The following is a 21,659-nucleotide window of genomic DNA, read 5'->3' on the forward strand; positions in this document are numbered from 1 at the left end:
CATGACCCTTTCCGCCCGCCGTCAGTTCAAGGTACCCGCACGGCAACGGGGTGCGGTGCTGTACATCGCGCTCATGCTGCTGATTCTGCTCTCGCTGCTGGGCATCGTCGGCATGCAGGTGGCAAGCATGCAGGAGCGCATGTCCTCCAATTACCGGGCCGTGAACGTCGCGTTCCAGGCCACTGAGCAGGCGGTGCGCGACACCGAACGTTCGATCGAGGCAATTGACAACAAAACCGGCGATGGCGGGGCGCTGAGCGCCGATGACATCAAGCGCATCTGCGACGATGGCTACGACCCCACCCGCTGGGTCGGCGAACAGGCCCTGGCCGATGCGCCGGCAGTCAACGTGCGCCGCATCGAAGGTTGCATCCAGGGGGAGGCGGCGCTGGACATGGGCGCACCGGAAAGCGAAGAGCCCACCCGCGTCTACCAGATCACCGCGTACGCGTCCGACCGCGACGACGCCAACAACAACGAAGGCACCTCATCGGCTGCCATCGATACTGTATTCAAGCTCTGAGGACCCCCGTCATGCTCACCCGAAAGACCAAGGTTTTCACTGGCTCGGGCCTGCTGCTGGTGGCAGCGGCCGGCTGGTTGGCGTACTCGCTGTTCGCCGCGCAGGGGCAGGGCAGCCTGGCCCAGGCGCCGCTGAATGTGAAGGTGTCGGCCACCCCTTCCTTCATCATGGCCGTGGATGATTCCGGCTCGATGACGTTCCAGACCCAGTTCCCCGGGCAGGATGGCACTGGCTGCTGGAGCTCGTCACGGCAGAGCTTCTTCACCGCGGCGGGTGCGCTCAATACGCCGGCGACGATCAGAAACAATAACAACACGGCCAATTTGGGCGAATGCAGCTACTTCTACGTGTTGCCGGGGCCGCGCATCGGCGTGGGCTACGTGGGCCTGCCGCAGCTGGATCTGTACGGGTTCGCGCGTTCTGCCACCTACAACCCCACCTTCTACGACCCCACGGTGCAGTACGAGCCCTGGCTGGGGGTATTCACCTCCAACGGCGTGGAGAGTGTGTCGCCGTACCCGGCCGCATCGCCGACCAGCACCAAGATCGATCCGCGCAGGAACGACGTGGTCGTGCTCGGGGCGGCCTACCTGGGTACCGGTGATGGCGACGTGTCGCGCATGCAGAACGGAATGACCATTCCCGCAGGCACGCCCTATCGAACGGCGACAGCCAACTATGACCGCAACGGCAACTTCACCGGTTTCAGTTTTGGTGGCGTGGTTACCAATCGTAACGGTGCAACGTATAACAGCACTGGGTACGCGAGCATTCAATACACGCCCTCCACGTTCTTCATGCCCTGGAGCGGCACGGGCGATGCGCGTCCGCAGCTTACGGGCACCACCGGCGCTTACGCCAACGTTGCCAGGACGAAGATCGATAACGCCTGTGGCAGCGGTTGCCATATGTGGAAGTACACCATTGCCAGCACGGACACGGCGGCGATGCAGAACTTTGCCAACTGGTATTCGTATTACGGTAACCGCAACCGCGCCATCATCGCAGGCATGACCCGCGCCCTCGACGTCAACAACATGAACGTCGGGTACTTCCGCATCAACGATCACGGCGACTACAACAGCGCCACCGAGACGAACAAACGGCTGGCGATCCGCAATATGGCCACGCCTGCGGAGAAGGTTGCGCTGTACAAGTCGATGATCGCCCTGACCGCCAGTGGTGGTACGCCCAACCGGCAGGCGGTGAACTCGGCGGGCATGCAGTTCCAGCGCACTGATGCCAACGCACCCATCAAGCTGTCGTGCCAGAAGAATGCGGTGATGCTGTTCACCGATGGCTACAGCAACGGCGGTGGTCCGGACGTCGGCAACATCGATGGCGCGATGGGGGCGCCGTTCACCGATGGCAATAGCGACACGATGGCCGACATCGTGTCGCAGTATTACCTCAGCCCGCTGCGCACCGACGCACTGATGCCGCGCGGCCAGGTGCCGATCCCCCAGGCGTGTGGTGTTGGCGGTGATCCGTCGCTGGACTGCAACAAAGACCTGCACATCAACTTCTACGGCATCACCCTGGGCGCGCGCGGCAATCTGTACGACCCCAACCGCAGCCAGAATCCGTACACCACCCCGGCCATCTACAACAACTGGCCGTCCCGCCAGAACGACAACCCCAGCACCGTCGACGATATCTGGCATGCCGCCACCAATACCCGTGGCGAGTACATCAACGCGCGGACCCCGGCTGACATCACCGCCGCGATGCGCCGCGTGCTGTCCTCGGTGACCGCAGGCGCTGCACCGTCAGGCAGCCTGGCGCTGACCGGCGCACGTATCGGCACCGGTTCGTTGTCGGTCACCCCGACCTTCGAGATTGCCAACGAAGAGACCGACTGGTTCAGTCGCCTCACTGCCTCGCGTCTTCAGGTCAATGATGACCGTGAGGCCGAGTACGTTACCGTGTGGGAGGCGGCGGCCAAGCTCGGCGCGCAGACGAACCGAAACATCGTGGCGACCAAGGGTACGGGTGCGGTTAGTTTCAACAGCACCAACATCACCTTTGCTGATCTGTGCGGCAAGCCAAATTCTCTTTACAACGACATGGTGCTGTGCAGTGCGGCTCAGATTGAGGCGTTGGGGGGCGATATCGCAACGGCCATGGCGTACCTGCGCGGCAATACGTCTCGCGAAGTGCGCAACACCAATGGCATTTACCGTACCCGCACCACAGTGCTGGGCGATATCGTGAACTCCAGCCCGTTGATCAGCTCGCCGACCGATGACTATGGTTACCAGCGCATCAGCGCCGCGTTTGCCTCCTCGTACGCGGACTATCTGAAGACCAAGGCAGACCGGGGCCGTTACATGGTCTACGTCGGCGCGAATGACGGCATGCTGCATGCCTTTGATGGTGGCATGGATGGCGCAGGTACCGCTGACAGCGCAGGCGGTACCGAAACATTTGCGTATGTTCCCGGTACGGCGCTGGGCCACATGGGCAACCTGCTGTATCCCTACAAGGCGTCGGACAAGACCGACCAGAAGTTCCGCCATCGCTATTACGTCGATGGCCCCCTTGCCGTGGCCGACGTGCAGTTGGGCAGCAGCTGGGCGACCGCGCTGGTGGGCACTGCGGGTGCTGGCGGACGTGCTGTATTCGGGCTCGATGTGACCACCCCGTCCAGTTTCGGCACGGGTAGCCGCCTGTGGGAAATCAGTGACGTCAATACGCAGCTTGGTGCACCGGTGCGTGCCAACATCGGCCACGTATTGGGCAAGCCGGTGATCGTGCCGGTGAAGTCGGGCAATGGCGTGGCATGGAAGGCGATTTTCGGTAACGGTTACGGCAGTGCTGATGGCAAGGCGGTTCTGTTCGTCGTGGATATGAGTGATGGCAGCACCCGCATGATCACCGCCACGGAAGCCGAGGCCACCGCGCCATCAGGTAGCAATGGCCTGGGTAACATCGTGGTGATCGATCGTTTCCGCCCGAAGCCGGCCGCCAATCCGCCGGTCGGTGAGGAGTCGATCAATGGCCGTGATGGGCTGGCTGATACCGTGTATGCCGCCGATCAGCGCGGTGCCCTGTGGAAATTCAACCTGGAAGATGCCGCCGATACGGTTTCTGTTCCGGTGTTCACCACGGCCCGCCAGACCGCCCCCAACTCCGCACAGGTGTTCCGCCAGCCGATCACCGGCGGCATGACCACGGTGACCGGGCCCGCCGGCGGCGTCATGCTGCTGTTCGGCACCGGCAGCTTCTCCTTCAACAGCGACCCGCTCGATGTGGCTTCGCAGTCGTTGTATGGCGTCAATGATGTCAGTGAGCGCCAGCCGGCCGCGACGCTGGTCCCGGCAGACCTGGTCACCTACACCGTGACCACGACGGACGGAGTGCGGTCGATCGAAGCGGCCGATTTCTCGGGTGTGGCAAGCGGTTGGAACGTGGTCCTGCCCGGCAGTGGCGAGCGTTTCGTCGGCAACCCTTCGGTTGCTGCTGGCGTGGTCTTCATGCCCACCTACCTGCCCAATTCCGGTGGCGAAGGCTGCTCCACCGAGGGCTCCAACTGGCTGTTCGGCTTGAGCCCGGTCAGTGGTGGGGCCGCAATGGAGCAGGCGCGCGTCGGCTCGCCCGGGGGAGACCCCTACGGCACCGGCGTTGCTGCGACCAGTCTCAATACGGGCGGGACGGCGCCGGTGAAGGATGTTGGCGTAGCGGTGGTTCCGCGCCTGACAGGCGGCGGTGGCCCTGGTGATCGCGCCTGCTGGATGGTGGTCAATGTTGCCGGCGCCCAGCCGCTGTATATCCCGTACCCCTGCGGTCGCCAATCCTGGCGCCAGATCCAGTAACGCTCCGGAACCTTGGACATGATGAACAACAGCAGCGCCCTTCGGGGCAAGGCCAATGCCGCAGGCTTCACCTTGATCGAACTGATGATCGTGGTCATCGTCATCGCGATCCTGGCGGCCATTGCCTATCCGTCCTACCAGCAGTACATGCTCAAGACGCGGCGTGCCGTGGTGAAGGCGGACATGGTGGAGTACGCACAGCGGGCCGAGCGCTACCACTCGGTCAACAACACCTATGCCAATTTCACCTTGCCGTCTGAAATATCGCCGCGCGAGGGTGGGACAACGCGCTATCAGCTCGAATTTGACGGCGATGGTTCCAGCTTCACGATCAATGCGGCGCCGCAGGGCGAGCAGGCCAAGGACAAGTGCGGCACGTTGAGCGTGGACCAGGCCAACCGCAAGACCAACAGTACCGGTGAACTGGCGGACTGCTGGTAAGGTTTGGTTGGCTTGCATGGGTGCAGCAAGGTGTTGCCCTCCGGCAAAACCCCCTTTACAATGCGCCTCCCCGCCCGAATAGCTCAGCCGGTTAGAGCACTTGACTGTTAATCAGGGGGTCGTTGGTTCGAGTCCAACTTCGGGCGCCATATTTGAAGAAGCCGCGAGAAATCGCGGTTTTTTCATGGGCGAATGTACTTCAGCTCAAGCCGGTTTCCGTCTTCAGTCGGCGCACTTGCCCGGCTCGTCCAAGCGCTCCGAGCGTATTCGTCCGCTGTTGTTGACGATCACCTTGCCATGCAGGTGGTTGCCACGGCAGATCCGCAGGGTCTGGTTGCTGCCGTAGGCGCGGCCGTTGCCAAGGTAACGCAGCCGGACCCGGCCTTCGGTGGCCTGGATGCGCCATCCCCGGCGGGCACTCCATTGCTGAAAGCGGAGAATGTCGCCCTTGGCGGGAGCCTGTGCGCTGTCATTCTGCGCCAGGTATGACATCCAGCCGTCGCTCCAGTCCACCCCGGGCGTGCAGTGGCGGCCATCGCTGCTCGGACAGAGCGCAACCGTGGCATTGCGCTGGATCGCGGTCATTCGCGCCGAGGCGAAATGACTGCTCAGCAGGTGGCGGGCGCCAGCTGCGCGCTGGCGGTCCATCAGCCCGCTGAACCCGGGTAGCGCGACCGCCACGCAAACCGCCAGAACCAACAGCGTCACCATCAGCTGCAACAGGGACAGGCCGCGATAGCCCCGACGGGACAGGCGCAGCTGCATGGGGAAGAGCATCGTGCCACCGCACAGGGGAGGGCTGGGAAACCCAGCCTGCGCGGTGGTTCATGCCGGGGGAATAGGTGGGTTGCCTGCTTGGGCATCGTCCAGCCCCTCAGCCAGCCGTCACCCTTGCCCTCGGTATACTGGAGGGCCCGGGATTTGGCGGCACCATGAGCGATCGCTTCGAACTTGTCTCCCCGTATTCGCCGGCCGGCGACCAGCCTGCGGCGATCGAGAAGCTGACGGCCAACTTCGAGGCCGGTATCGCCAAGCAGACCCTGTTGGGCGTGACCGGCTCGGGCAAGACCTACACCATCGCCAACGTCATCCAGAACGTGCAGAAGCCGACGCTGATCATGGCGCCGAACAAGACTCTGGCCGCACAGTTGTACGGCGAGTTCAAGTCGTTCTTCCCCAACAATGCGGTCGAGTATTTCGTCAGCTATTACGACTACTACCAGCCCGAAGCCTACGTGGCGTCATCGGACACCTTCATCGAGAAGGACAGTTCGATCAACGAGCACATCGAGCAGATGCGCCTGGCGGCAACCAAGACCCTGCTGTCGCGCCCGGATGCGATCGTGGTGGCCACGGTGTCGGCGATCTACGGCCTGGGCGCGCCGGAAGACTACCTGTCGCTGCGCCTGATCCTGTCCACCGGCGAGCGCATCGACCAGCGCGACCTGATCAACCACCTGACCTCGCTGCAGTTCACGCGCAACGAGTACGAGCTGCAGCGCGGTACGTTCCGCGTGCGCGGTGAAGTGATCGATGTGTTCCCCGCCGAGTCCGACAGCGAGGCGGTACGCATCGAACTGTTCGACGGTGAAGTGGAGCAGATCAGCATGTTCGACCCGCTCACCGGTGAGAGCCTGCGCAAGCTGATGCGCTACACGCTCTATCCCAAGACCCATTACGCCACCACCCGCGAGCGCGTGCTGGCGGCGGTGGAAACCATCAAGGCCGAGCTCAAGCCGCGCCTGGAACAACTGTACGAACAGAACAAGCTGGTGGAAGCGCAGCGCCTGGCGCAGCGTACCCAGTTCGACCTGGAGATGATGGCCGAGGTCGGCTTCTGCAACGGCATCGAGAACTACTCGCGGCATCTCACCGGCAAGGCACCGGGCGAGCCGCCACCGACCCTGTTCGACTACCTGCCCGCCGACGCGCTGCTGGTGATCGACGAGTCGCACGTGACCATCCCGCAGATCGGCGCGATGTTCAAAGGGGACCGCTCGCGCAAGGAAACGCTGGTCGAGTTCGGGTTCCGCCTGCCCTCTGCGCTGGACAATCGGCCGCTGCGGTTCGAGGAATGGGAGGCGCGCTGCCCCCGCAGCATCTACGTGTCGGCCACGCCGGGCCCGTATGAGCTGCGCGAAGCGGCCGATGAAATCACCGAACTGGTGGTGCGCCCGACCGGCCTGATCGATCCGGTGGTGGAGATCCGCCCGGTCGGCACGCAGGTGGACGACTTGATGAGCGAGGTCAACGAACGCATCAAGCTCGGCGACCGCGTCCTGGTCACCACGCTGACCAAGCGCATGGCCGAGAACCTGACCGAGTACCTGACCGAACACGGCATCCGCGTGCGCTACCTGCATTCGGACATTGAAACGGTCGAGCGCGTGGAGATCATCCGCGACCTGCGCCTGGGCAAGTTCGATGTACTGGTGGGCATCAACCTGCTGCGCGAGGGCCTGGACATGCCCGAGGTGTCGCTGGTGGCCATTCTCGATGCCGACAAGGAGGGTTTCCTGCGCTCCACCGGCTCGCTGATCCAGACCATCGGCCGTGCCGCACGCAACCTGCGCGGCAAGGCGATCCTGTATGCCGATCGCATGACCCGCTCGATGCAGGCGGCGATCGACGAGACCGACCGCCGCCGCGCCAAGCAGGTGGAGTACAACCAACTGCACGGCATCACGCCCAGGTCGGTGCTGCGCCCGATCACCGATGTGCTGGAAGGCGCACGCTCGGAGGCGGCCGACAAGGAATCGCGCGGCAAGGGCAAGGGCCGGGGCGGGCGGGTGGCCGAGGAAGCGGTGGACTACCGGACCCTGGCGCCGGCCCAGATCGCCAAGCGCCTGCAGGCGCTGGAGCAGAAGATGTACCAGCACGCGCGTGACCTGGAGTTCGAGGATGCGGCCAATGTCCGTGACCAGATCCGGCTGCTGAAGGAGGCCAGCCTGGGCTGAACGACGCGTTGTGAATTATCTTCACAAAAGTATTGCGCTTGCCTGGGGACGTCCGTAATATACGCGGCCTGCACCGACGCATTCGCAGCGGTTCAGAGAGTAAGAAACGGGCGGTTAGCTCAGCGGTAGAGCACTACCTTGACATGGTAGGGGTCACAGGTTCGAACCCTGTACCGCCCACCACTCCAGTCCCGGAGACTGCGGTGGAACAACAGGAAAGCCGGCCATCAGGTCGGCTTTTTTGCTTTCTGCGCATCGCATCACATCGATGACGAATGCGTCGGCAATCCCCCACATCAGCTCGGCGCGCTGACCGATGGGAAGGATGTGCGGCAATACCGATCATGGTGCTTTAGCCCGGGCCGATCACATGTTGCGCAGGCGTGGCCTCGCCACAGCGGGCCGTCTCAATGCACTTCCCCTGTTCGGCAAGGCCTGCGCCGTCGGCATGGTCGCTGGTATTTGCCTCACCGTGTTCGCGCCGGTACTGCTGCCGCGCTGGGCGGTGTTGCTGGCAATGTTCGTCGGCCTTGCGTGCTGGGCCTGGCCATCGCAGGGGCGTTGCCTGGGCACGGCGCTGTGGGGGCTGGGTTGGGCTGGGTTGCAGGGACATATGGCGTTGGCGTCGCAACTGCCGGCGCACGCGCTGCCTGTCGACTATGCCGTGCAGGGCAGGGTGGTCAACCTGCCCGAGCACGGGCCGCGCAGCACGCGCTTCCGCTTCCGTGTCGACGACGTGGCTGCGTTGCCACGGGAGGTGCGTGGCCGTGAGTTCGCGCTGAGCTGGCATGACCTGCGCAACAGCGACCAAGCACCGCCGCGCCGGCAATTGCAGGCCGGCGCCCGTTGGCAACTGAGCGTCCGCCTGCGCCCGCCGCGCGGGCTGCTCAATCCCGGGGGATTCGACGCCGAACGGCATGCGCTGCTGCAGCGGCTGGCGGGCAGTGGCTATGTGCGCGAGCCCGCTTCGGCCCGGCCATTGGGCCCGCCCATCGGCCTGCCGGCCTGGCGCGAGCGCATGGCCACGGCGATCGCCACGCAGGTACAGGGGCAGGGCATGCGTTTCGTACAGGCGTTGGCACTCGGGGACACCCGAGGCCTCACCCAATCGGATTGGGATGACCTGCGCGCGCTCGGCCTGACCCATCTGGTGGCCATTTCCGGCTTCCACGTGGGGCTGGTCGCCGGCTTCGCCGCCTGGCTGGCTGCGCTGGCCTGGCGGTTGTGGCCGCCACTCGGACGGGGGCTGCCACGGCCGCTGGCGGTGGCGATGGCCGCCGTACTCGGCGCGGCGGTGTATGCGGCGGTGGCCGGGTTCGCGTTGCCCACGGTGCGCACGGTGCTGATGATCGCGGTGGTGGCCACTGCCCGCTGCGCGCGCCGCCCGGCCACGGTGGGGCAGGCGCTGAGCTTGGCGGCATTGGTAGTGTTGCTGGTCGATCCGCTGGCGGTGCTGGCGCCGGGGTTCTGGCTCAGCTTTGCCGGGGTGCTGTGGCTGGTGTGGTGCCTGCCTGGCCGCGACCCGCACTGGCTGCGTACCTTCCTGGGGGCGCAGGGCGTGGCCACGCTGGCATTGCTGCCGCTGACCGTGGCGTTGTTCGGCCAGGCCTCGCGGGCCGGGCCGCTGGTCAACCTGCTGGCGATCCCCTGGTGGAGCCTGGTGGTGGTGCCGCTGGCGCTGCTCGGCACCGGGCTGGAGGCGGTGTGGGCCGGCGCCGGACACTGGCCGTGGCAGCTGGCGGCGCGGTGCTTCGAGGCGAGCTGGTGGCTGTTTGGCCATGCCGCGCGCAGTGCGCTTGCCCTGTGGTGGCTGCCGCAGGCCGACCGCTGGGCATTGCTGGCGGCATTGCTGGGCGTGTTCTGGTTGCTGTTGCCGCGCGCTGGCGGGGCCCGGCTGCCGGCACTGCTGCTGTGCCTGCCGTTGCTGTGGCCGGCGCAGCAGCGGCCAGGGCCGGGCGAGGTCGAACTGCTGGTGATGGATGTGGGGCAGGGTCTGGCGGTGTGGGTGCGTACCGGCCATCACCGGATGCTCTACGACGCCGGGCCCGCGGCCGACGGCGGCTTCGATGCAGGGGAGCGGATCGTGGTGCCAACGCTGCGTGCGCTGGGCGAGGGGCGCCTGGACCGCTTCGTGCTCAGTCATGCCGACCGCGACCATGCCGGCGGTGCGCAGGCCGTGCGTCGTGCCTTCGCCGATCCGCCGCTGCAGGCGCCGGTGGGCGCGGTGGCCGGGGTCATGCAGCCATGTGCGTCCGGCACCGCCTGGGTGTGGGACGCCGTCGAGTTCCGTTACCTGCATCCAGCGCCCGGCCAGCGCTATGTCGGCAACGAGAGCAGTTGCGTGCTGCGGATCGGCACCGCGCATGGCGCGATCCTGCTGGCCGGCGATATCGGCGCCGGGGTGGAGGCGGTGCTGTTGGCGCAGGAGGCTGCCGCGCTGCGCGCCGAGGCGGTGGTCGTGCCCCATCACGGCAGCGCCGGCTCGTCGAGCGCGGCCTGGGTGCAGGCGGTGTCGCCCCGGCTGGCGGTGGTGTCGGCCGGGCATGGCAACCGGTTTGGTCATCCGCGCCCGCCGGTGGTGGAACGTTGGCAGGCGGTAGGGGCCGAACTGCTGAACACCGCCGACAGCGGCGCGGTGCGCATCTGGCTCGGACGTGAAGGTCTGCAGGTGCGTGAACAGCGGGTTTTTCAGCCGCGTTGGTGGGATGCCGCAGAGCGGGCGCGGTCGGCTGCTATTCTATCGGCGGTGAAACAGGCGGCCAATGGGCCGGAGGGTTGAAACGTGTGGGAACTGGTCAAGGCCGGTGGCTGGCCGATGGTGCCGCTGCTGCTGTTGGGCGTACTGGCTTTGGCGATAGTCCTGGAGCGTTTCTGGACCTTGCGGCGTAACGAAGTCCTGCCGCCCGGGCTGGGCCAGGAAGTGCGCAACTGGGCCGCGCGCGGCAAGCTGGACCCGAGCCACATCCAGTCGCTGCGGGCCAACTCGCCGCTGGGTGCATTGCTGGCCGTGGCGCTGGAAGCGCGCAATCGTCCGCGCGACCAGATCCGCGAGCGCATCGAAGATGCCGGGCGGCACCTGGTGCACCGCATGGAGCGCTTCCTCAATGCGCTCGGTACGATCGCCTCGGCCGGTCCGCTGCTGGGCCTGCTGGGCACCGTGGTGGGCATGATCCAGATGTTCCTGGGCATCCTCGACCACGGCGTGGGCGATGTGAACCAGTTGGCCGGTGGTATCGGCAAAGCGCTGGTATGCACCGCCACCGGCATGATCGTGGCGATCCCGGCGCTGATGTTCCACCGTTATTTCAAGGGCCGCATCAGCGGCTATGTGATCGAGATGGAGCAGGAAGCCGGCGCGCTGCTGGATGCGCTCGACGGTCGCCCCGGGGTGATGAACCCCGCTGCCCGCGCCTCCGCAGCGGCTGCGTCCGCCGCGCCCGTCACGGCCAAGGGCTGACGGATGCGTATTCGCAATGACCGGGTCCAGGACGAGCCGCATATCGATCTGGTCCCCCTGATCGACGTGATCCTGGTGCTGATCATCTTCTTCGTGATCACCACCACCTTCGATGCGCGCTCGACGCTGCAGCTGCAGCTGCCGACCGCCAGCCAGCAGGACTCCGCCGAACCACCGCGCTCGTTGAGCGTGCTGGTCAACGCCGAAGGCCGCTATTTCATCAATGACCAGGAAGTGCTGCGCACCGATGTCGAGTCGGTCAAGCAGACCATCGCCGCCGTCGCCGGCAGCGACCGTGAACAGACCGTGCTGTTGCGTGCCGATGCACGCACCCCATACCAGGCGGTCGTCACTGCCCAGGATGCCCTGGGCCAGCTCGGCTTCCGCCGCATCGCCATCGCTACCGCGCCGGAGGTGCGTCCATGAATAAACCCCACGCCCCCATCTGGCCGATCTACAAGCGCCTGCTTGGCTATACCCAGGCCTACTGGACCTTCATGATCGCCGCGGTGATCGGCATGGTGGTCGAGGCCGTGGCCGGCTATCACTTCACCAAGTTGATGGAACCGCTGGTCAACCGGGGCTTCGTCAACCCCGAGCCGCGCATGGCGGTGATCCTGCCGCTGACCATCCTGGGGCTGTTCATCGCGCGCAGCGCAGCGACCTTCGTCAGCGACTACACGCTGGCCCGGACCGGCCGCAGCGTGGTGCGCGACCTGCGCCAGCAGGTGCTGGAGAAGTACCTGCACCTGCCGTCGTCGCATTTCGACACCGAATCGACCCCGGTGATGGTCAGCCGGCTCAACTACGACACCGAGCAGGTGACCCAGGCCAGCGCCGATGCGCTCAAGACCCTGGTGGCCGATACGCTCACCATCATCGGCATGCTCGCGGTGATGCTGCAGATGAGCGTCAAGGTGACCGTGGCGATGCTGGTGGTGGTGCCGATGATCGGCCTCATCGTGTCCTACGTGGGCAAGCGCTACCGGCGCATCAGCCGCGGCATCCAGGATGGCATGGGCACCATGGCCGCCACTGCCGAGCAGTCGCTGGCCGCGCAGCAGGAAGTGAAGGTCCATGGCACCCAGCAGCAGGAGATCGGTCGTTACGCGCGGCTGGCCAACCGCATGCTGGGCCTGAACATGAAGGTGGAAACCACCCGCGCGGCGGCGTCCAGCATGGTCCAGTTCCTGGCGGCGCTGGCCTTGGCCGTGATCGTCTGGGTGTCTACCCGCGAAGCCCTTGCCGGGCGCCTCAACGCGGGCCAGTTCATGGGCCTGATGATCTCGATGACCGCGATCATTCCCTCGCTGCGCCGCCTGACCAGCGTGCAGTCCTCGATCGCCCGTGGCGTGGCCGCGGCCGAACGGCTGTTCGGGATCCTCGACATGCCGGTGGAGCGCGACAAGGGCGTGGCGAAGATCGAGCGTGCGCGCGGCGAACTGGCGTTCGAGCACGTCATGCTGCGCTACCGTGAAGACACCGGCGTTGCCCTGGACGACGTCAGTTTCGTCGCCAAACCCGGCACGGTGACGGCGATCGTCGGCCGTTCGGGCAGTGGCAAGACCAGCCTGATCCGGCTGGTGCCGCGCTTCTACGAACCCAGTGGGGGGCGCATCACCCTGGATGGCATGCCGCTGGATGATTATCCGCTGGCCGACCTACGCCGCCAGGTGGCGATGGTCGGGCAGAAGGTGATGCTGTTCGACGACACCGTCGGCGCCAACATCGCCTATGGCATGGACGCCACCGACGAACAGATCCGCGCGGCGGCCGAAGCGGCCAATGCGTGGGAGTTCATCGAACGCATGCCGCAGCAGCTGCAGACCCCGGTCGGTGAGAACGGGGCGCTGCTGTCCGGTGGCCAGCGCCAGCGCCTGGCGATCGCGCGCGCGATCCTGCGCGATGCGCCGATCCTGATCCTGGATGAGGCCACCGCCGCACTGGACAACGAATCGGAGCGCCTGGTGCAGGATGCGCTGCAACGGTTGATGCCCGAACGCACCACGCTGGTGATCGCCCACCGCCTGTCCACCATCGAACATGCCGACCAGGTGCTGGTGATGGACCACGGCCGCATCGTCGAGCGCGGTACGCATGGGGAACTGCTGGCGCTGGGTGGTCTGTATGAGCACCTGCACAAGATGCAGTTCCGCGAAAGGCAGGCTTGATGGCGGCCAAAGGTACCCGCACGCCGTCGTACTGGTATGACGGCAGCCCGATCCCGTTGCCGGCGCGCCTGCTGGCGCCGTTGTACGCCGGTGCCATCGCGTTGCGCCGCCTGCTGTACCGGCGGCGCTGGCTGAAGCGGCACGCATTGCCGGTGCCGGTGATCGTGGTCGGCAACGTCACGGCGGGGGGCACCGGCAAGACGCCGCTGACCATCGCGCTGGTCAACCGCCTGCGTGAGGCCGGTTGGAAGCCCGGCGTGGCCAGCCGCGGTTATGGCCGTGAAGAACCGAAGGTGGCGCGCTGGGTCGATACCACCACGTCCACCGCCCTGGGTGGCGACGAGCCAGTGCTGATTGCCTGGAAGACCGGCGTGCCGGTGCGCGTGGATGCCGATCGGGTGGCCGCGGGCAAGGCGCTGGCGGCGGCCGGTTGCGACATCATCGTCTGCGATGACGGGCTGCAGCATTACCGGCTGGCGCGCGACATTGAAATTGAAGTGGTCGACGCCCAGCGCCGTTATGGCAATGGCCGGATGATCCCGGCCGGTCCGCTGCGCGAGCCGGCCAGCCGCGCGCAGGACTGCGATTTCCGCGTGGTCAACATGGGCCAGGCCAGCGATGGCGTGGGCGCGCAGCCGGCCTGCGGTTTCGGCGAATGGCCGATGCAGCTGCACATCGACAGTGCGCAGCCACTGAGCGGCGGCCGGGCACGCGCGTTGGCGCATTTCCGTGGGCAGCGCGTGCATGCCGTGGCAGGCATCGCGCATCCACAGCGCTTCTTCGACATGCTGCGTGCGCACGGCATCGGCGTGGTGCCGCACGCCTTCCCGGACCACCACGCCTACCAGGTGGCCGACCTGCGCTTCGGCAGCGAGCTGCCGGTATTGATGACCGAGAAGGACGCGGTGAAGTGCAAGGTGTTCGCCAACGAGTGGCATTTCGCCGTGCCATTGTCGGCCGACCTGCCCGCCGCGTTCTGGGTGAACCTGCTGGACCGGGTCGACAAGCTCGGCAAGCGTTGACCACCGCCTTCCCGTACTACCCGTCATTGCAGAGAGTCCCCGCATGAGCCAAGCCATCGATTTCGTTGTCGCCATCCCGGCCCGTTACGCCGCCTCGCGCCTGCCCGGCAAGCCGTTGCGCCCGCTGGGCGGTGAGCCGCTGGTGCTGCGCGTGGCCCAACGCGCGCTGCTGGCCGGTGCGCGCGAAGTGTGGGTGGCCACCGACGACGCCCGCATCGCCGATGCCCTGCAGGGGCTGTCGACGGTACGGGTGGCGATGACCTCGGCCGCGCACGCCTCCGGCACCGATCGCCTGGCCGAGTGCGCCACCCAGGCCGGCTGGAGCGACGATACGGTCGTGGTCAACCTGCAGGGCGACGAACCCTTCGCCCCGGCCGAAGGCATCCGCGCCGTGGCCGAGGCGCTGGTCTGCAGCGGGGCGGACATGTCCACCCTGGCAACCCCGGTCGAAGACGCCGACACCCTGTTCGATCCGAACGTGGTCAAGGTGGTGCGCAAGCAGAATCTGGACGCGCTGTACTTCAGTCGTGCGCCGATCCCGTGGCACCGCGATGCCTTCGCGCGCTCGCGCGACACCCTGTCCGGCCCGCATTGGCTGCGCCACATCGGCATCTACGGCTACCGCGCCGGCTTCCTGCGCCAGTTCGCGGCGCTGCCGGCCGGTGCGCTGGAGCAGCTGGAATCGCTGGAACAGCTGCGGGCGCTCGAAGCCGGCCATCGGATCAGCGTGGCACTGACCCCGGCCGAGTTCCCGCCCGGCATCGATACCCCCGACGATCTTGCGCGCGCCGAGGCCTGGCTGGCCGCCCATTCCTGAGCCGACGGGAAGCCGGCGCCAGCGTGCACCGGCACGACGGTTGCATGACGCCGACTCCGGCATAATCGGGGCATGAACGTACAGCCTGTCCAGGACCTGCCGGAATTCGCCACGTGGCTCAACGCCGCCCCCACCACGCTGACCGAGCTGCGCGGGCGGCCGGTGGTGCTGGCCTTCGTCAATGCCGCCTCGGTGTGGTGCGCACAGCGCCTGGCCGAACTGGCGCAATGGCAGTCGCGCAACCCGGGCAAGCTGCAGCTGTTGGTGCTGCAGGTCCCGCGCTTCGACTGTGAACGCGACCCGGAGCAGGCGCTGAAGCTGCTGCGCCGCCAGGGCCTGGGCGCCCCGGCGCTGCTCGATGCCGACTGGGATGGCTGGCGCCGCTTCAACATCACCGCGTGGCCGACGCTGGTACTGCTGGATGCGCAGGGTCGCGAACGCGAGCGCCTGGTGGGCTTCGGTGGCGAACTCGAACGCGCGCTCAACGCCTTGTGCGAAGGCGGCTCGCGCCCGGCCGACGGCGAGCTGTCGCGGGCCCGCGAACTGCATCCCGAGCCGCGCCTGCCGCTGCTGTTCCCGACCGGGCTGGTGGCGACCACCGAGCGCCTGTATATCGCCGACAGCGGCCATCACCGCGTGCTCGAATGCAGCCACGGCGGGCGCGTGCTGCGCCAGTTCGGGCTGGGCACGGCCGATTTCATGGATGGTGGGCCGGGCGAGGCCGCCTTCAACCGGCCGCAAGGGCTGACCCTGGAACGCGAGTCGCTGTATGTGGCCGACACCGGCAACCATGCGTTGCGCCGTATCCACCTGCTGACCGGGCAGGTCGACACCCTGGTCGGCACCGGCCGTCCCGGCGAACCGATCGAAGGGCATGTCGCCCAGCCGCGCCTGGTTGCACTGAATCACCCGCAGGGCCTGGCCGTAGCCGACAACCAGATCCACATTGCCATGGCTGGCGACAACCGCATATGGAGCTATCACCTGGGGCAGCGCACGCTCAACTGGCGCGCCGGCTCCGGTGCGATCGACGAGCGCGACGGCAGCGGCCACCTGGCCGCGTTCGCGCAGCCGGCCTCGCTGGCCGCCGTGCAGCAGGTGCTGTACGTCTGCGATGCGCTGGGCTCATCGATCCGCGCCATGCAGCTGCGCGGCGATCTGGTGCAGACCCTGGTCGGCCAGGGCCTGTGGTCGTTTGGCGAACAGGATGGCCCGCGCACGCTGGCCCAGTTGCAGTACCCGCAGGCGATCGCGCTCAGCCCCGACGCGCCGCTGCTGTGGATTGCCGATACCGGCAACGGGCGGCTGCGCACCCTGCGGCTGGGTGGCGGCGAATTGAGCACGCTGGAACTGCCGCGGCGCCTGCACGGCCCGGCGGGGCTGGCGCTGGGCGGTGGTGCGGTGTGGATTGCCGAGACCGATGCGCATGCCGTGCTGCGGTTCGACCCGGTCAGCGGCGTACTGAGCGACGTGCCGATCAGCGAATGACTGCGTCCACCGTTCCGGCCTTCGATGGCAAGGCATTTGCGGCCCACCTGAGCACGGCTCCCGGCGTGTACCGCATGTACGCCGCCGACGACACCCTGTTGTACGTCGGCAAGGCGCGCGCGCTGCGCAACCGCGTGGGCAGCTATTTCAGCGGCACGCCCAAGACCACCCGGATCATGTCGATGCTGTCGCAGGTGGCGCGCATGGACGTCACCGTGACCCGCTCGGAGGCCGAGGCCCTGCTGCTGGAAAACCAGCTGATCAAATCGCTGTCGCCGCGCTACAACGTGTCCCTGCGCGATGACAAGACCTACCCGCACGTGCTGCTGACCCGCGAGGAGTGGCCGCGCATCGCATTGCATCGTGGGCCGCGCGCGGTGCCGGGCCGCTACTACGGGCCGTATCCGGGGGTGACCGCGGTACGCGAGACGCTCAACCTGATGCACAAGCTGTTCAAGCTGCGCAGCTGCGAAGACAGCGTGTTCCGCAATCGCTCGCGGCCATGCCTGCAGTACCAGATCGGCCGCTGCAGCGCGCCCTGCGTGGAACTGGTCAAGCCCGACGACTACGCCGAATCGGTCCGCCGCGCCTCGATGTTCCTGGAAGGCAAAAGCGACCAGCTGGCGCGCGAACTGGGCACCCAGATGCAGGCCGCCAGCGAAACGCTCGAATTTGAACAGGCCGCGCGCCTGCGCGACCTGATCACCGCATTGCGCAGCATGCAGACCCGCCAGTATGTCGACGGTCGTGCCGCCGACCTGGACGTGCTGGCCTGTGCCACCCAGGGGGCCAATGCCTGCGTGATGCTGCTTGCCTTCCGTGATGGCCGCAACTTGGGCACGCGCCCGTTCTACCCCCGCACCAACGGCGAAGATAGCGCCGAGGAAGTACTGGGCGCGTTCGTTTCCCAGTACTACGCCGAGCATTCACCGCCGCGCGAGATCCTGCTCGACCGTGAGATCCCCGACGCCAGCCTGATCGAATCGGCGCTGTCGGCCTCGGCCGAGTACAAGGTGCAGCTGAAATGGAACGTGCGCGGCGAACGCGCCGGCTATGTCGACCTGGCCAGCCGCAACGCGCAGATCACCCTGGTCAGCGAACTCACCAGCCGCAGCGCCCAGCACGCGCGCAGCGAAGACCTGCGGGTGATGCTGGGCCTGGCCGAACAGGTCAAGCGGGTGGAGTGCTTCGATATCAGCCACACCATGGGCGAGGCCACCGTGGCCTCGTGCGTGGTGTTCGACGCCAGCGGCCCGGTGCGCAGCCAGTACCGACGTTTCAACATCAGCGGCATCGAGCCGGGCGATGATTACGCCGCCATGCGCCAGGCGATCGAACGTCGCTTCCGTCGCGCGGTTGAAGAAGACGGCGTGCTGCCGGACCTGCTGCTGATCGACGGTGGCGCCGGCCAGCTGGGCCAGGCCCAGGCCGCGCTGGCCGATCTCGGCGTGGAAGGGGTGATGCTGGTCGGCGTGGCCAAGGGCGTGGAGCGCAGGGCAGGGCACGAAGCCCTGGTGCTGCCCGACGGCCGCGAGCTGCGCCCGGGCGCGGCCTCGCCGGCCCTGCAGTTCATCCAGCAGGTGCGCGACGAAGCCCACCGCTTCGCCATCACCGGCCACCGCGGGCGCCGCCAGAAGGCGCGCATGACCAGCAAGCTGGAAGACATCGCCGGGATCGGCCCGCGCCGACGTGCCAGCCTGCTCAAGCATTTCGGCGGCCTGGTGGGCCTGAAGGCCGCTGGCGAGGCGGAAATCGCGAAAGTGGACGGCATCAATGACGCCCTCGCTGCACGCATCTACGCTAACCTGCATGGACTGCCCACGCCCGACGCGGCGGGCGAGTAGAGAGACGCAATGAAGTTGACCCTCCCCACCTGGCTCACCCTGCTGCGGATCCTGATGATCCCGGTACTCGTGCTGGTGTTCTATCTCCCCTACAAGTGGACCAATTTCGCCTCGGCGGCGATCTTCGGCCTGGCTGCGATCACCGACTGGCTGGATGGCTGGATCGCGCGCCGCTACGACCTGGCCTCGGCGTTCGGCGCCTTCCTCGACCCGGTCGCGGACAAGCTGATGGTGGCCGTAGCGTTGTTCCTGATCGTGCAGGGCCATCCCACTGCCTGGATGGCGGTGTGGGCGGCGGTGATCGTCGGCCGTGAAATCGCCGTGTCCGCGCTGCGCGAATGGATGGCCGAACTTGGCCAGCGCGCCAAGGTGCGCGTGGCGATGATCGGCAAGGTCAAGACCACCGCACAGATGGTGGCGCTGCTGTGCCTGCTGTATTCGGTGGCCCCGCATACGCCGATGCAGGATATCTGGATGGGTACCACCGTCTTCCACATCGGCGACTGGACACTGGCGATCGCCTCGGTCCTTACCCTGTTCTCCGGCCTGCAGTACCTGCACGCGGCGTGGCCAAGCCTGCGCGAGGACGAGCGCGCCGCACGCGAAAGTACGCGTGCAAAAAAGAATGGCTGAGGGCTGTTGACAGCCCCCGGTTTGGCTGTAGAATCTCGCCTCCCAAGCGGGAATAGCTCAGTTGGTAGAGCGCAACCTTGCCAAGGTTGAGGTCGCGAGTTCGAGTCTCGTTTCCCGCTCCAGATACGGTGTTCGCGGCGGTTTTCAGTGCTGCCGATACCAACGAAAAAGCGACCTCCGGGTCGCTTTTTTCGTTGGTCTGGCGTCCGCGCGCTCAACGCCGCCGTCCCTTGCGCGCATCGCACCAGGTAGCCACCGCATTGGGATCAAAGCCGGGGCAGGCGTTGTTCACCGGGATGTACAGGTACGGTGCCGGGTACTGGTAGGTAAAGTAGTAGTAGTACCTGCGGTCCTTGCCATACAGCCAGTAGTTCGATGACCCCGGGTTGATGAGATACGGGTCGAAGCTGAAGATCGATGACTGTTCAGGGATGAAGTTGTCCCGGTCGAGCAACAACATGATTGTGTTCGACCCCAGGTTCGTCGCCACGCTGGCCATCAACAGACCTGCGGCGGCGAGGAGGCCAATCATGCTGCGGAATGCCGGTTTCATGCGTCTCGGTTCGATGCGGTATTCCTGTTCCGGATCATACGCGCGGGGTGGCGCTTCATGCCCACTTCACCGGTACTTCATCGCCTCCCCGTGGGTGGCGTTGACCCTGTGGTCCTTCACCATGCAGGGCCACCGAGATGCAGAACACCTCCGCGCACTACGACTGGGACCTGGTCATCGTCGGCGCCAGTTTCGCCGGCGCGGCATGTGCGTTGGCGGCGGCCCAGTATGGGCTGCGCGTCTGCGTGCTGGAGCGCAAGGCCGACCCGGGGGCGCGCCTGCACACCACCGGGATACTGGTCAAGGAAGTGGTGGAACAGACATGGCTGAAACGACTGCCGGCCGAACTGGTACAGCGGGTCGAACAGGTACGGCTTTACGCGCCCAACCTGCGTAGCGTGCGCCTGGCCGCGCCCGGGTACTACTTCATGACCACCGACACGCCCAACCTGATGCGCTGGCTGGCCGAGGAACTGCGCGCCAATGGCGTGGACCTGCGATTGCAGCAGTCCTTCACCCAGGCACAGCGCGAGGGCGACGGTTGGCAGGTGGATGGAGCGGGGCGCACGCGCTACCTGGTCGGTGCAGACGGCGCGCGGTCGCGCGTGGCCCAACGCACCGGGCTGGGGCAGGTGCGCGACAACCTCTACGGCGTCGAACACGAATTTGCCGGCCTGCAGCTGGCCGAGCCGGGGGCGCTGCACTGTTTTGCCAGCAAACGTTTCGCGCCGGGCTATATCGGCTGGGCGGCGCAGAATCCGACCGGGATCCAGATCGGCCTGGCCCTGCGGCATGACCCACGGCACGTCCGGCAACCGGACCTGCAAGGCTTCCTGGCGCACGTGCGCGATGTCGTGGGGCTGCCCGCCAGCGCGATGCCCAGTGCCACCCGCGCCGGGCTGGTGCCCTGCGGCCTGCCGGACGGACCGATCACCGCGCCGGGGCTGATGCTCACCGGCGACGCGGCCGGTATCGTCTCGCCACTGTCCGCCGGCGGTATCCACTCCTCGTGGCGCCATGGCTGGACGGTCGGGGATGCGGTGGCACTGCACCTGCGTGGCAAGGGGCCGCCCCCCGAGCCGGTTGCGGCCCGCGCGGCTCCCACCTTCCGCCGCAAGCGGCTGATGCGCTGGGCAATGGATCATCTGCAGATGGATTGGCCGCTCGATCTGATGCTGCAGTCCGGGGTGATGCGACGGGTGGCCGAGCAGGTCTATTTCCATCGACGCGGCATGCGGGTGTGACCCGATGCATCGGCTGAACAAGCTTATTGACGGCGTGAAGGAATCCCGACACAATAGCGCTCCTTCGACGCAGGTCGATGGGCCGGCAGTCTCCAGCACCCAGGGTGTAGAGACGTTGGAGCAAGCAGAAATTCTGCGGGAATAGCTCAGTTGGTAGAGCGCAACCTTGCCAAGGTTGAGGTCGCGAGTTCGAGTCTCGTTTCCCGCTCCAGATATCGACAGGGCCCCGGTGGGGCTTTGTTTTTCTCCGCGGTGGCACGCGGGCATCCGGGGTCGGCACGGTCGACGGGGATGCAGGAAAAAGTGTGAAAAGGCTGGTGTGTTACCTGCGGTTTCGGTAAGATACGTGGCTGATTTTGCGGGAATAGCTCAGTTGGTAGAGCGCAACCTTGCCAAGGTTGAGGTCGCGAGTTCGAGTCTCGTTTCCCGCTCCAAATCCTGACCAGGCCCCGTTCTCGGGGTCTTGTCATATCGGGGTATGATTTCCCTGATTGGCGGTAGGGTCACCGGCCTGGTGGCAGAGTGGTTATGCACCGGACTGCAAATCCGTTGAGATGGGTTCGATTCCCGTCCAGGCCTCCAGATTGAAATAAGCATGAAGCCCGCGGAAGCGGGCTTCATGCGTTTTCCGGCGTCGAGTTCGTCGCACGGGGTACTATCTGAACCCTTCATTCGGTCACTTTATTCATCTGGC

Annotated in this window: 17 protein-coding genes and 6 tRNA genes; 20 read left to right on the forward strand and 3 right to left on the reverse strand. The window is 66.3% G+C overall.

The window, feature by feature from the left end; all coding sequences use genetic code 11:
- The first annotated feature begins 1 nt into the window (after position 1).
- From AC3IR9_RS07170 to AC3IR9_RS07185, 4 genes are all read left to right on the forward strand, one after another.
- Positions 2-523, forward strand: coding sequence for a pilus assembly PilX family protein (locus tag AC3IR9_RS07170; RefSeq protein WP_489295005.1), 522 nt, complete (start codon positions 2-4; stop codon positions 521-523).
- Positions 524-534: 11 nt separating this feature from the next.
- Positions 535-4,338 (forward strand): pilus assembly protein, encoded by a 3,804-nt coding sequence (locus AC3IR9_RS07175; RefSeq protein WP_489295006.1) that lies wholly within the window; start codon positions 535-537, stop codon positions 4,336-4,338.
- Positions 4,339-4,356: 18 nt separating this feature from the next.
- Positions 4,357-4,779, forward strand: coding sequence for a type IV pilin protein (locus tag AC3IR9_RS07180; RefSeq protein ID WP_489295007.1), 423 nt, complete (start codon positions 4,357-4,359; stop codon positions 4,777-4,779).
- A 72-nt stretch (positions 4,780-4,851) separates the two neighbouring features.
- Positions 4,852-4,928 (forward strand) — tRNA-Asn (locus AC3IR9_RS07185).
- 73 nt (positions 4,929-5,001) lie between these two features.
- Here AC3IR9_RS07185 and AC3IR9_RS07190 read toward each other — a convergent pair.
- The gene (locus AC3IR9_RS07190) at positions 5,002-5,544 is read right to left on the reverse strand and encodes a GspH/FimT family pseudopilin (protein ID WP_489295008.1); all 543 of its coding nucleotides are present in this window, start codon (positions 5,542-5,544) and stop codon (positions 5,002-5,004) included.
- A 167-nt stretch (positions 5,545-5,711) separates the two neighbouring features.
- On the opposite strand from AC3IR9_RS07190, the gene uvrB reads away from it, so the two are divergent.
- Both uvrB and AC3IR9_RS07200 read left to right on the forward strand, forming a co-directional pair.
- Complete coding sequence (uvrB, locus tag AC3IR9_RS07195; RefSeq protein WP_489295009.1) at positions 5,712-7,736, forward strand: excinuclease ABC subunit UvrB; 2,025 nt, start codon at positions 5,712-5,714, stop codon at positions 7,734-7,736.
- A gap of 108 nt (positions 7,737-7,844) precedes the next feature.
- Positions 7,845-7,919 (forward strand) — tRNA-Val (locus AC3IR9_RS07200).
- Here the strand turns inward: AC3IR9_RS07200 and AC3IR9_RS07205 are convergent.
- Positions 7,890-8,072, reverse strand: coding sequence for a hypothetical protein (locus AC3IR9_RS07205; RefSeq protein WP_489295010.1), 183 nt, complete (start codon positions 8,070-8,072; stop codon positions 7,890-7,892). The genes AC3IR9_RS07200 and AC3IR9_RS07205 overlap by 30 nt on opposite strands.
- Positions 8,073-8,184: 112 nt before the next feature.
- Here AC3IR9_RS07205 and AC3IR9_RS07210 point away from each other — a divergent pair, with 112 nt between their 5' ends.
- The 10 genes from AC3IR9_RS07210 to AC3IR9_RS07255 all read left to right on the forward strand — a co-directional run bounded on the left by AC3IR9_RS07210 (position 8,185) and on the right by AC3IR9_RS07255 (position 19,290).
- Positions 8,185-10,515 carry a DNA internalization-related competence protein ComEC/Rec2 gene (locus AC3IR9_RS07210; RefSeq protein ID WP_489295011.1) on the forward strand — a complete coding sequence of 777 codons (2,331 nt, stop codon included), beginning with the start codon at positions 8,185-8,187 and terminating at the stop codon, positions 10,513-10,515.
- A gap of 3 nt (positions 10,516-10,518) precedes the next feature.
- Positions 10,519-11,193 (forward strand): MotA/TolQ/ExbB proton channel family protein, encoded by a 675-nt coding sequence (locus AC3IR9_RS07215; RefSeq protein WP_489295013.1) that lies wholly within the window; start codon positions 10,519-10,521, stop codon positions 11,191-11,193.
- 3 nt (positions 11,194-11,196) lie between these two features.
- Positions 11,197-11,619: an ExbD/TolR family protein gene (locus AC3IR9_RS07220; RefSeq protein WP_489295015.1), complete on the forward strand. Its 423-nt coding sequence runs from the start codon at positions 11,197-11,199 to the stop codon at positions 11,617-11,619.
- Positions 11,616-13,364 carry a lipid A export permease/ATP-binding protein MsbA gene (gene msbA / locus AC3IR9_RS07225; RefSeq protein WP_489295017.1) on the forward strand — a complete coding sequence of 583 codons (1,749 nt, stop codon included), beginning with the start codon at positions 11,616-11,618 and terminating at the stop codon, positions 13,362-13,364. Before AC3IR9_RS07220 ends, msbA begins: the two co-directional genes overlap by 4 nt.
- Entirely contained in the window at positions 13,364-14,386 is a 1,023-nt protein-coding gene (gene lpxK, locus AC3IR9_RS07230) for a tetraacyldisaccharide 4'-kinase (RefSeq protein ID WP_489295019.1), read from the forward strand. Before msbA ends, lpxK begins: the two co-directional genes overlap by 1 nt.
- Positions 14,387-14,429: 43 nt before the next feature.
- The gene (gene kdsB, locus AC3IR9_RS07235; RefSeq protein ID WP_489295021.1) at positions 14,430-15,203 is read left to right on the forward strand and encodes a 3-deoxy-manno-octulosonate cytidylyltransferase; all 774 of its coding nucleotides are present in this window, start codon (positions 14,430-14,432) and stop codon (positions 15,201-15,203) included.
- 72 nt (positions 15,204-15,275) lie between these two features.
- Positions 15,276-16,691: a hypothetical protein gene (locus tag AC3IR9_RS07240; protein ID WP_489295022.1), complete on the forward strand. Its 1,416-nt coding sequence runs from the start codon at positions 15,276-15,278 to the stop codon at positions 16,689-16,691.
- A complete protein-coding gene (uvrC, locus tag AC3IR9_RS07245; RefSeq protein ID WP_489295023.1) occupies positions 16,688-18,535 on the forward strand; it encodes an excinuclease ABC subunit UvrC in 1,848 nt (615 codons plus the stop codon). The genes AC3IR9_RS07240 and uvrC overlap by 4 nt, the downstream gene beginning before the upstream one ends.
- A 9-nt stretch (positions 18,536-18,544) precedes the next feature.
- Positions 18,545-19,168: a CDP-diacylglycerol--glycerol-3-phosphate 3-phosphatidyltransferase gene (gene pgsA / locus AC3IR9_RS07250; protein ID WP_489295025.1), complete on the forward strand. Its 624-nt coding sequence runs from the start codon at positions 18,545-18,547 to the stop codon at positions 19,166-19,168.
- A 46-nt stretch (positions 19,169-19,214) separates the two neighbouring features.
- Positions 19,215-19,290: transfer RNA gene (locus AC3IR9_RS07255), tRNA-Gly, on the forward strand.
- Between the two features lie 92 nt (positions 19,291-19,382).
- Here AC3IR9_RS07255 and AC3IR9_RS07260 read toward each other — a convergent pair.
- Complete coding sequence (locus AC3IR9_RS07260) at positions 19,383-19,721, reverse strand: hypothetical protein (protein ID WP_489295027.1); 339 nt, start codon at positions 19,719-19,721, stop codon at positions 19,383-19,385.
- A 137-nt stretch (positions 19,722-19,858) separates the two neighbouring features.
- On the opposite strand from AC3IR9_RS07260, the gene AC3IR9_RS07265 reads away from it, so the two are divergent.
- The 4 genes from AC3IR9_RS07265 (at position 19,859) to AC3IR9_RS07280 (ending at position 21,547) form a co-directional block, all read left to right on the forward strand.
- Positions 19,859-20,965: an NAD(P)/FAD-dependent oxidoreductase gene (locus AC3IR9_RS07265; protein WP_489295028.1), complete on the forward strand. Its 1,107-nt coding sequence runs from the start codon at positions 19,859-19,861 to the stop codon at positions 20,963-20,965.
- A 135-nt stretch (positions 20,966-21,100) separates the two neighbouring features.
- A tRNA-Gly gene (locus tag AC3IR9_RS07270) sits at positions 21,101-21,176 on the forward strand.
- A gap of 147 nt (positions 21,177-21,323) precedes the next feature.
- A tRNA-Gly gene (locus AC3IR9_RS07275) sits at positions 21,324-21,399 on the forward strand.
- A gap of 74 nt (positions 21,400-21,473) precedes the next feature.
- A tRNA-Cys gene (locus AC3IR9_RS07280) sits at positions 21,474-21,547 on the forward strand.
- Positions 21,548-21,659: the final 112 nt, after the last annotated feature.

This window comes from Stenotrophomonas sp. GL_101, from assembly GCF_057835675.1.

Excerpts from the sequence above, each read along its gene's own strand:
- AC3IR9_RS07190 (WP_489295008.1), bottom strand. The coding sequence starts at position 5,544 with ATGCAGCTGCGCCTGTCCCGTCGGGGCTATCGCGGCCTGTCCCTGTTG.
- msbA (WP_489295017.1), top strand. The coding sequence starts at position 11,616 with ATGAATAAACCCCACGCCCCCATCTGGCCGATCTACAAGCGCCTGCTT.
- AC3IR9_RS07260 (WP_489295027.1), bottom strand. The coding sequence starts at position 19,721 with ATGAAACCGGCATTCCGCAGCATGATTGGCCTCCTCGCCGCCGCAGGT.
- AC3IR9_RS07265 (WP_489295028.1), top strand. The coding sequence starts at position 19,859 with ATGCAGAACACCTCCGCGCACTACGACTGGGACCTGGTCATCGTCGGC.
- AC3IR9_RS07175 (WP_489295006.1), top strand. The coding sequence starts at position 535 with ATGCTCACCCGAAAGACCAAGGTTTTCACTGGCTCGGGCCTGCTGCTG.
- lpxK (WP_489295019.1), top strand. The coding sequence starts at position 13,364 with ATGGCGGCCAAAGGTACCCGCACGCCGTCGTACTGGTATGACGGCAGC.
- AC3IR9_RS07180 (WP_489295007.1), top strand. The coding sequence starts at position 4,357 with ATGATGAACAACAGCAGCGCCCTTCGGGGCAAGGCCAATGCCGCAGGC.
- kdsB (WP_489295021.1), top strand. The coding sequence starts at position 14,430 with ATGAGCCAAGCCATCGATTTCGTTGTCGCCATCCCGGCCCGTTACGCC.
- pgsA (WP_489295025.1), top strand. The coding sequence starts at position 18,545 with ATGAAGTTGACCCTCCCCACCTGGCTCACCCTGCTGCGGATCCTGATG.
- AC3IR9_RS07240 (WP_489295022.1), top strand. The coding sequence starts at position 15,276 with ATGAACGTACAGCCTGTCCAGGACCTGCCGGAATTCGCCACGTGGCTC.
- AC3IR9_RS07210 (WP_489295011.1), top strand. The coding sequence starts at position 8,185 with ATGGTCGCTGGTATTTGCCTCACCGTGTTCGCGCCGGTACTGCTGCCG.
- AC3IR9_RS07220 (WP_489295015.1), top strand. The coding sequence starts at position 11,197 with ATGCGTATTCGCAATGACCGGGTCCAGGACGAGCCGCATATCGATCTG.
- uvrC (WP_489295023.1), top strand. The coding sequence starts at position 16,688 with ATGACTGCGTCCACCGTTCCGGCCTTCGATGGCAAGGCATTTGCGGCC.
- AC3IR9_RS07170 (WP_489295005.1), top strand. The coding sequence starts at position 2 with ATGACCCTTTCCGCCCGCCGTCAGTTCAAGGTACCCGCACGGCAACGG.
- uvrB (WP_489295009.1), top strand. The coding sequence starts at position 5,712 with ATGAGCGATCGCTTCGAACTTGTCTCCCCGTATTCGCCGGCCGGCGAC.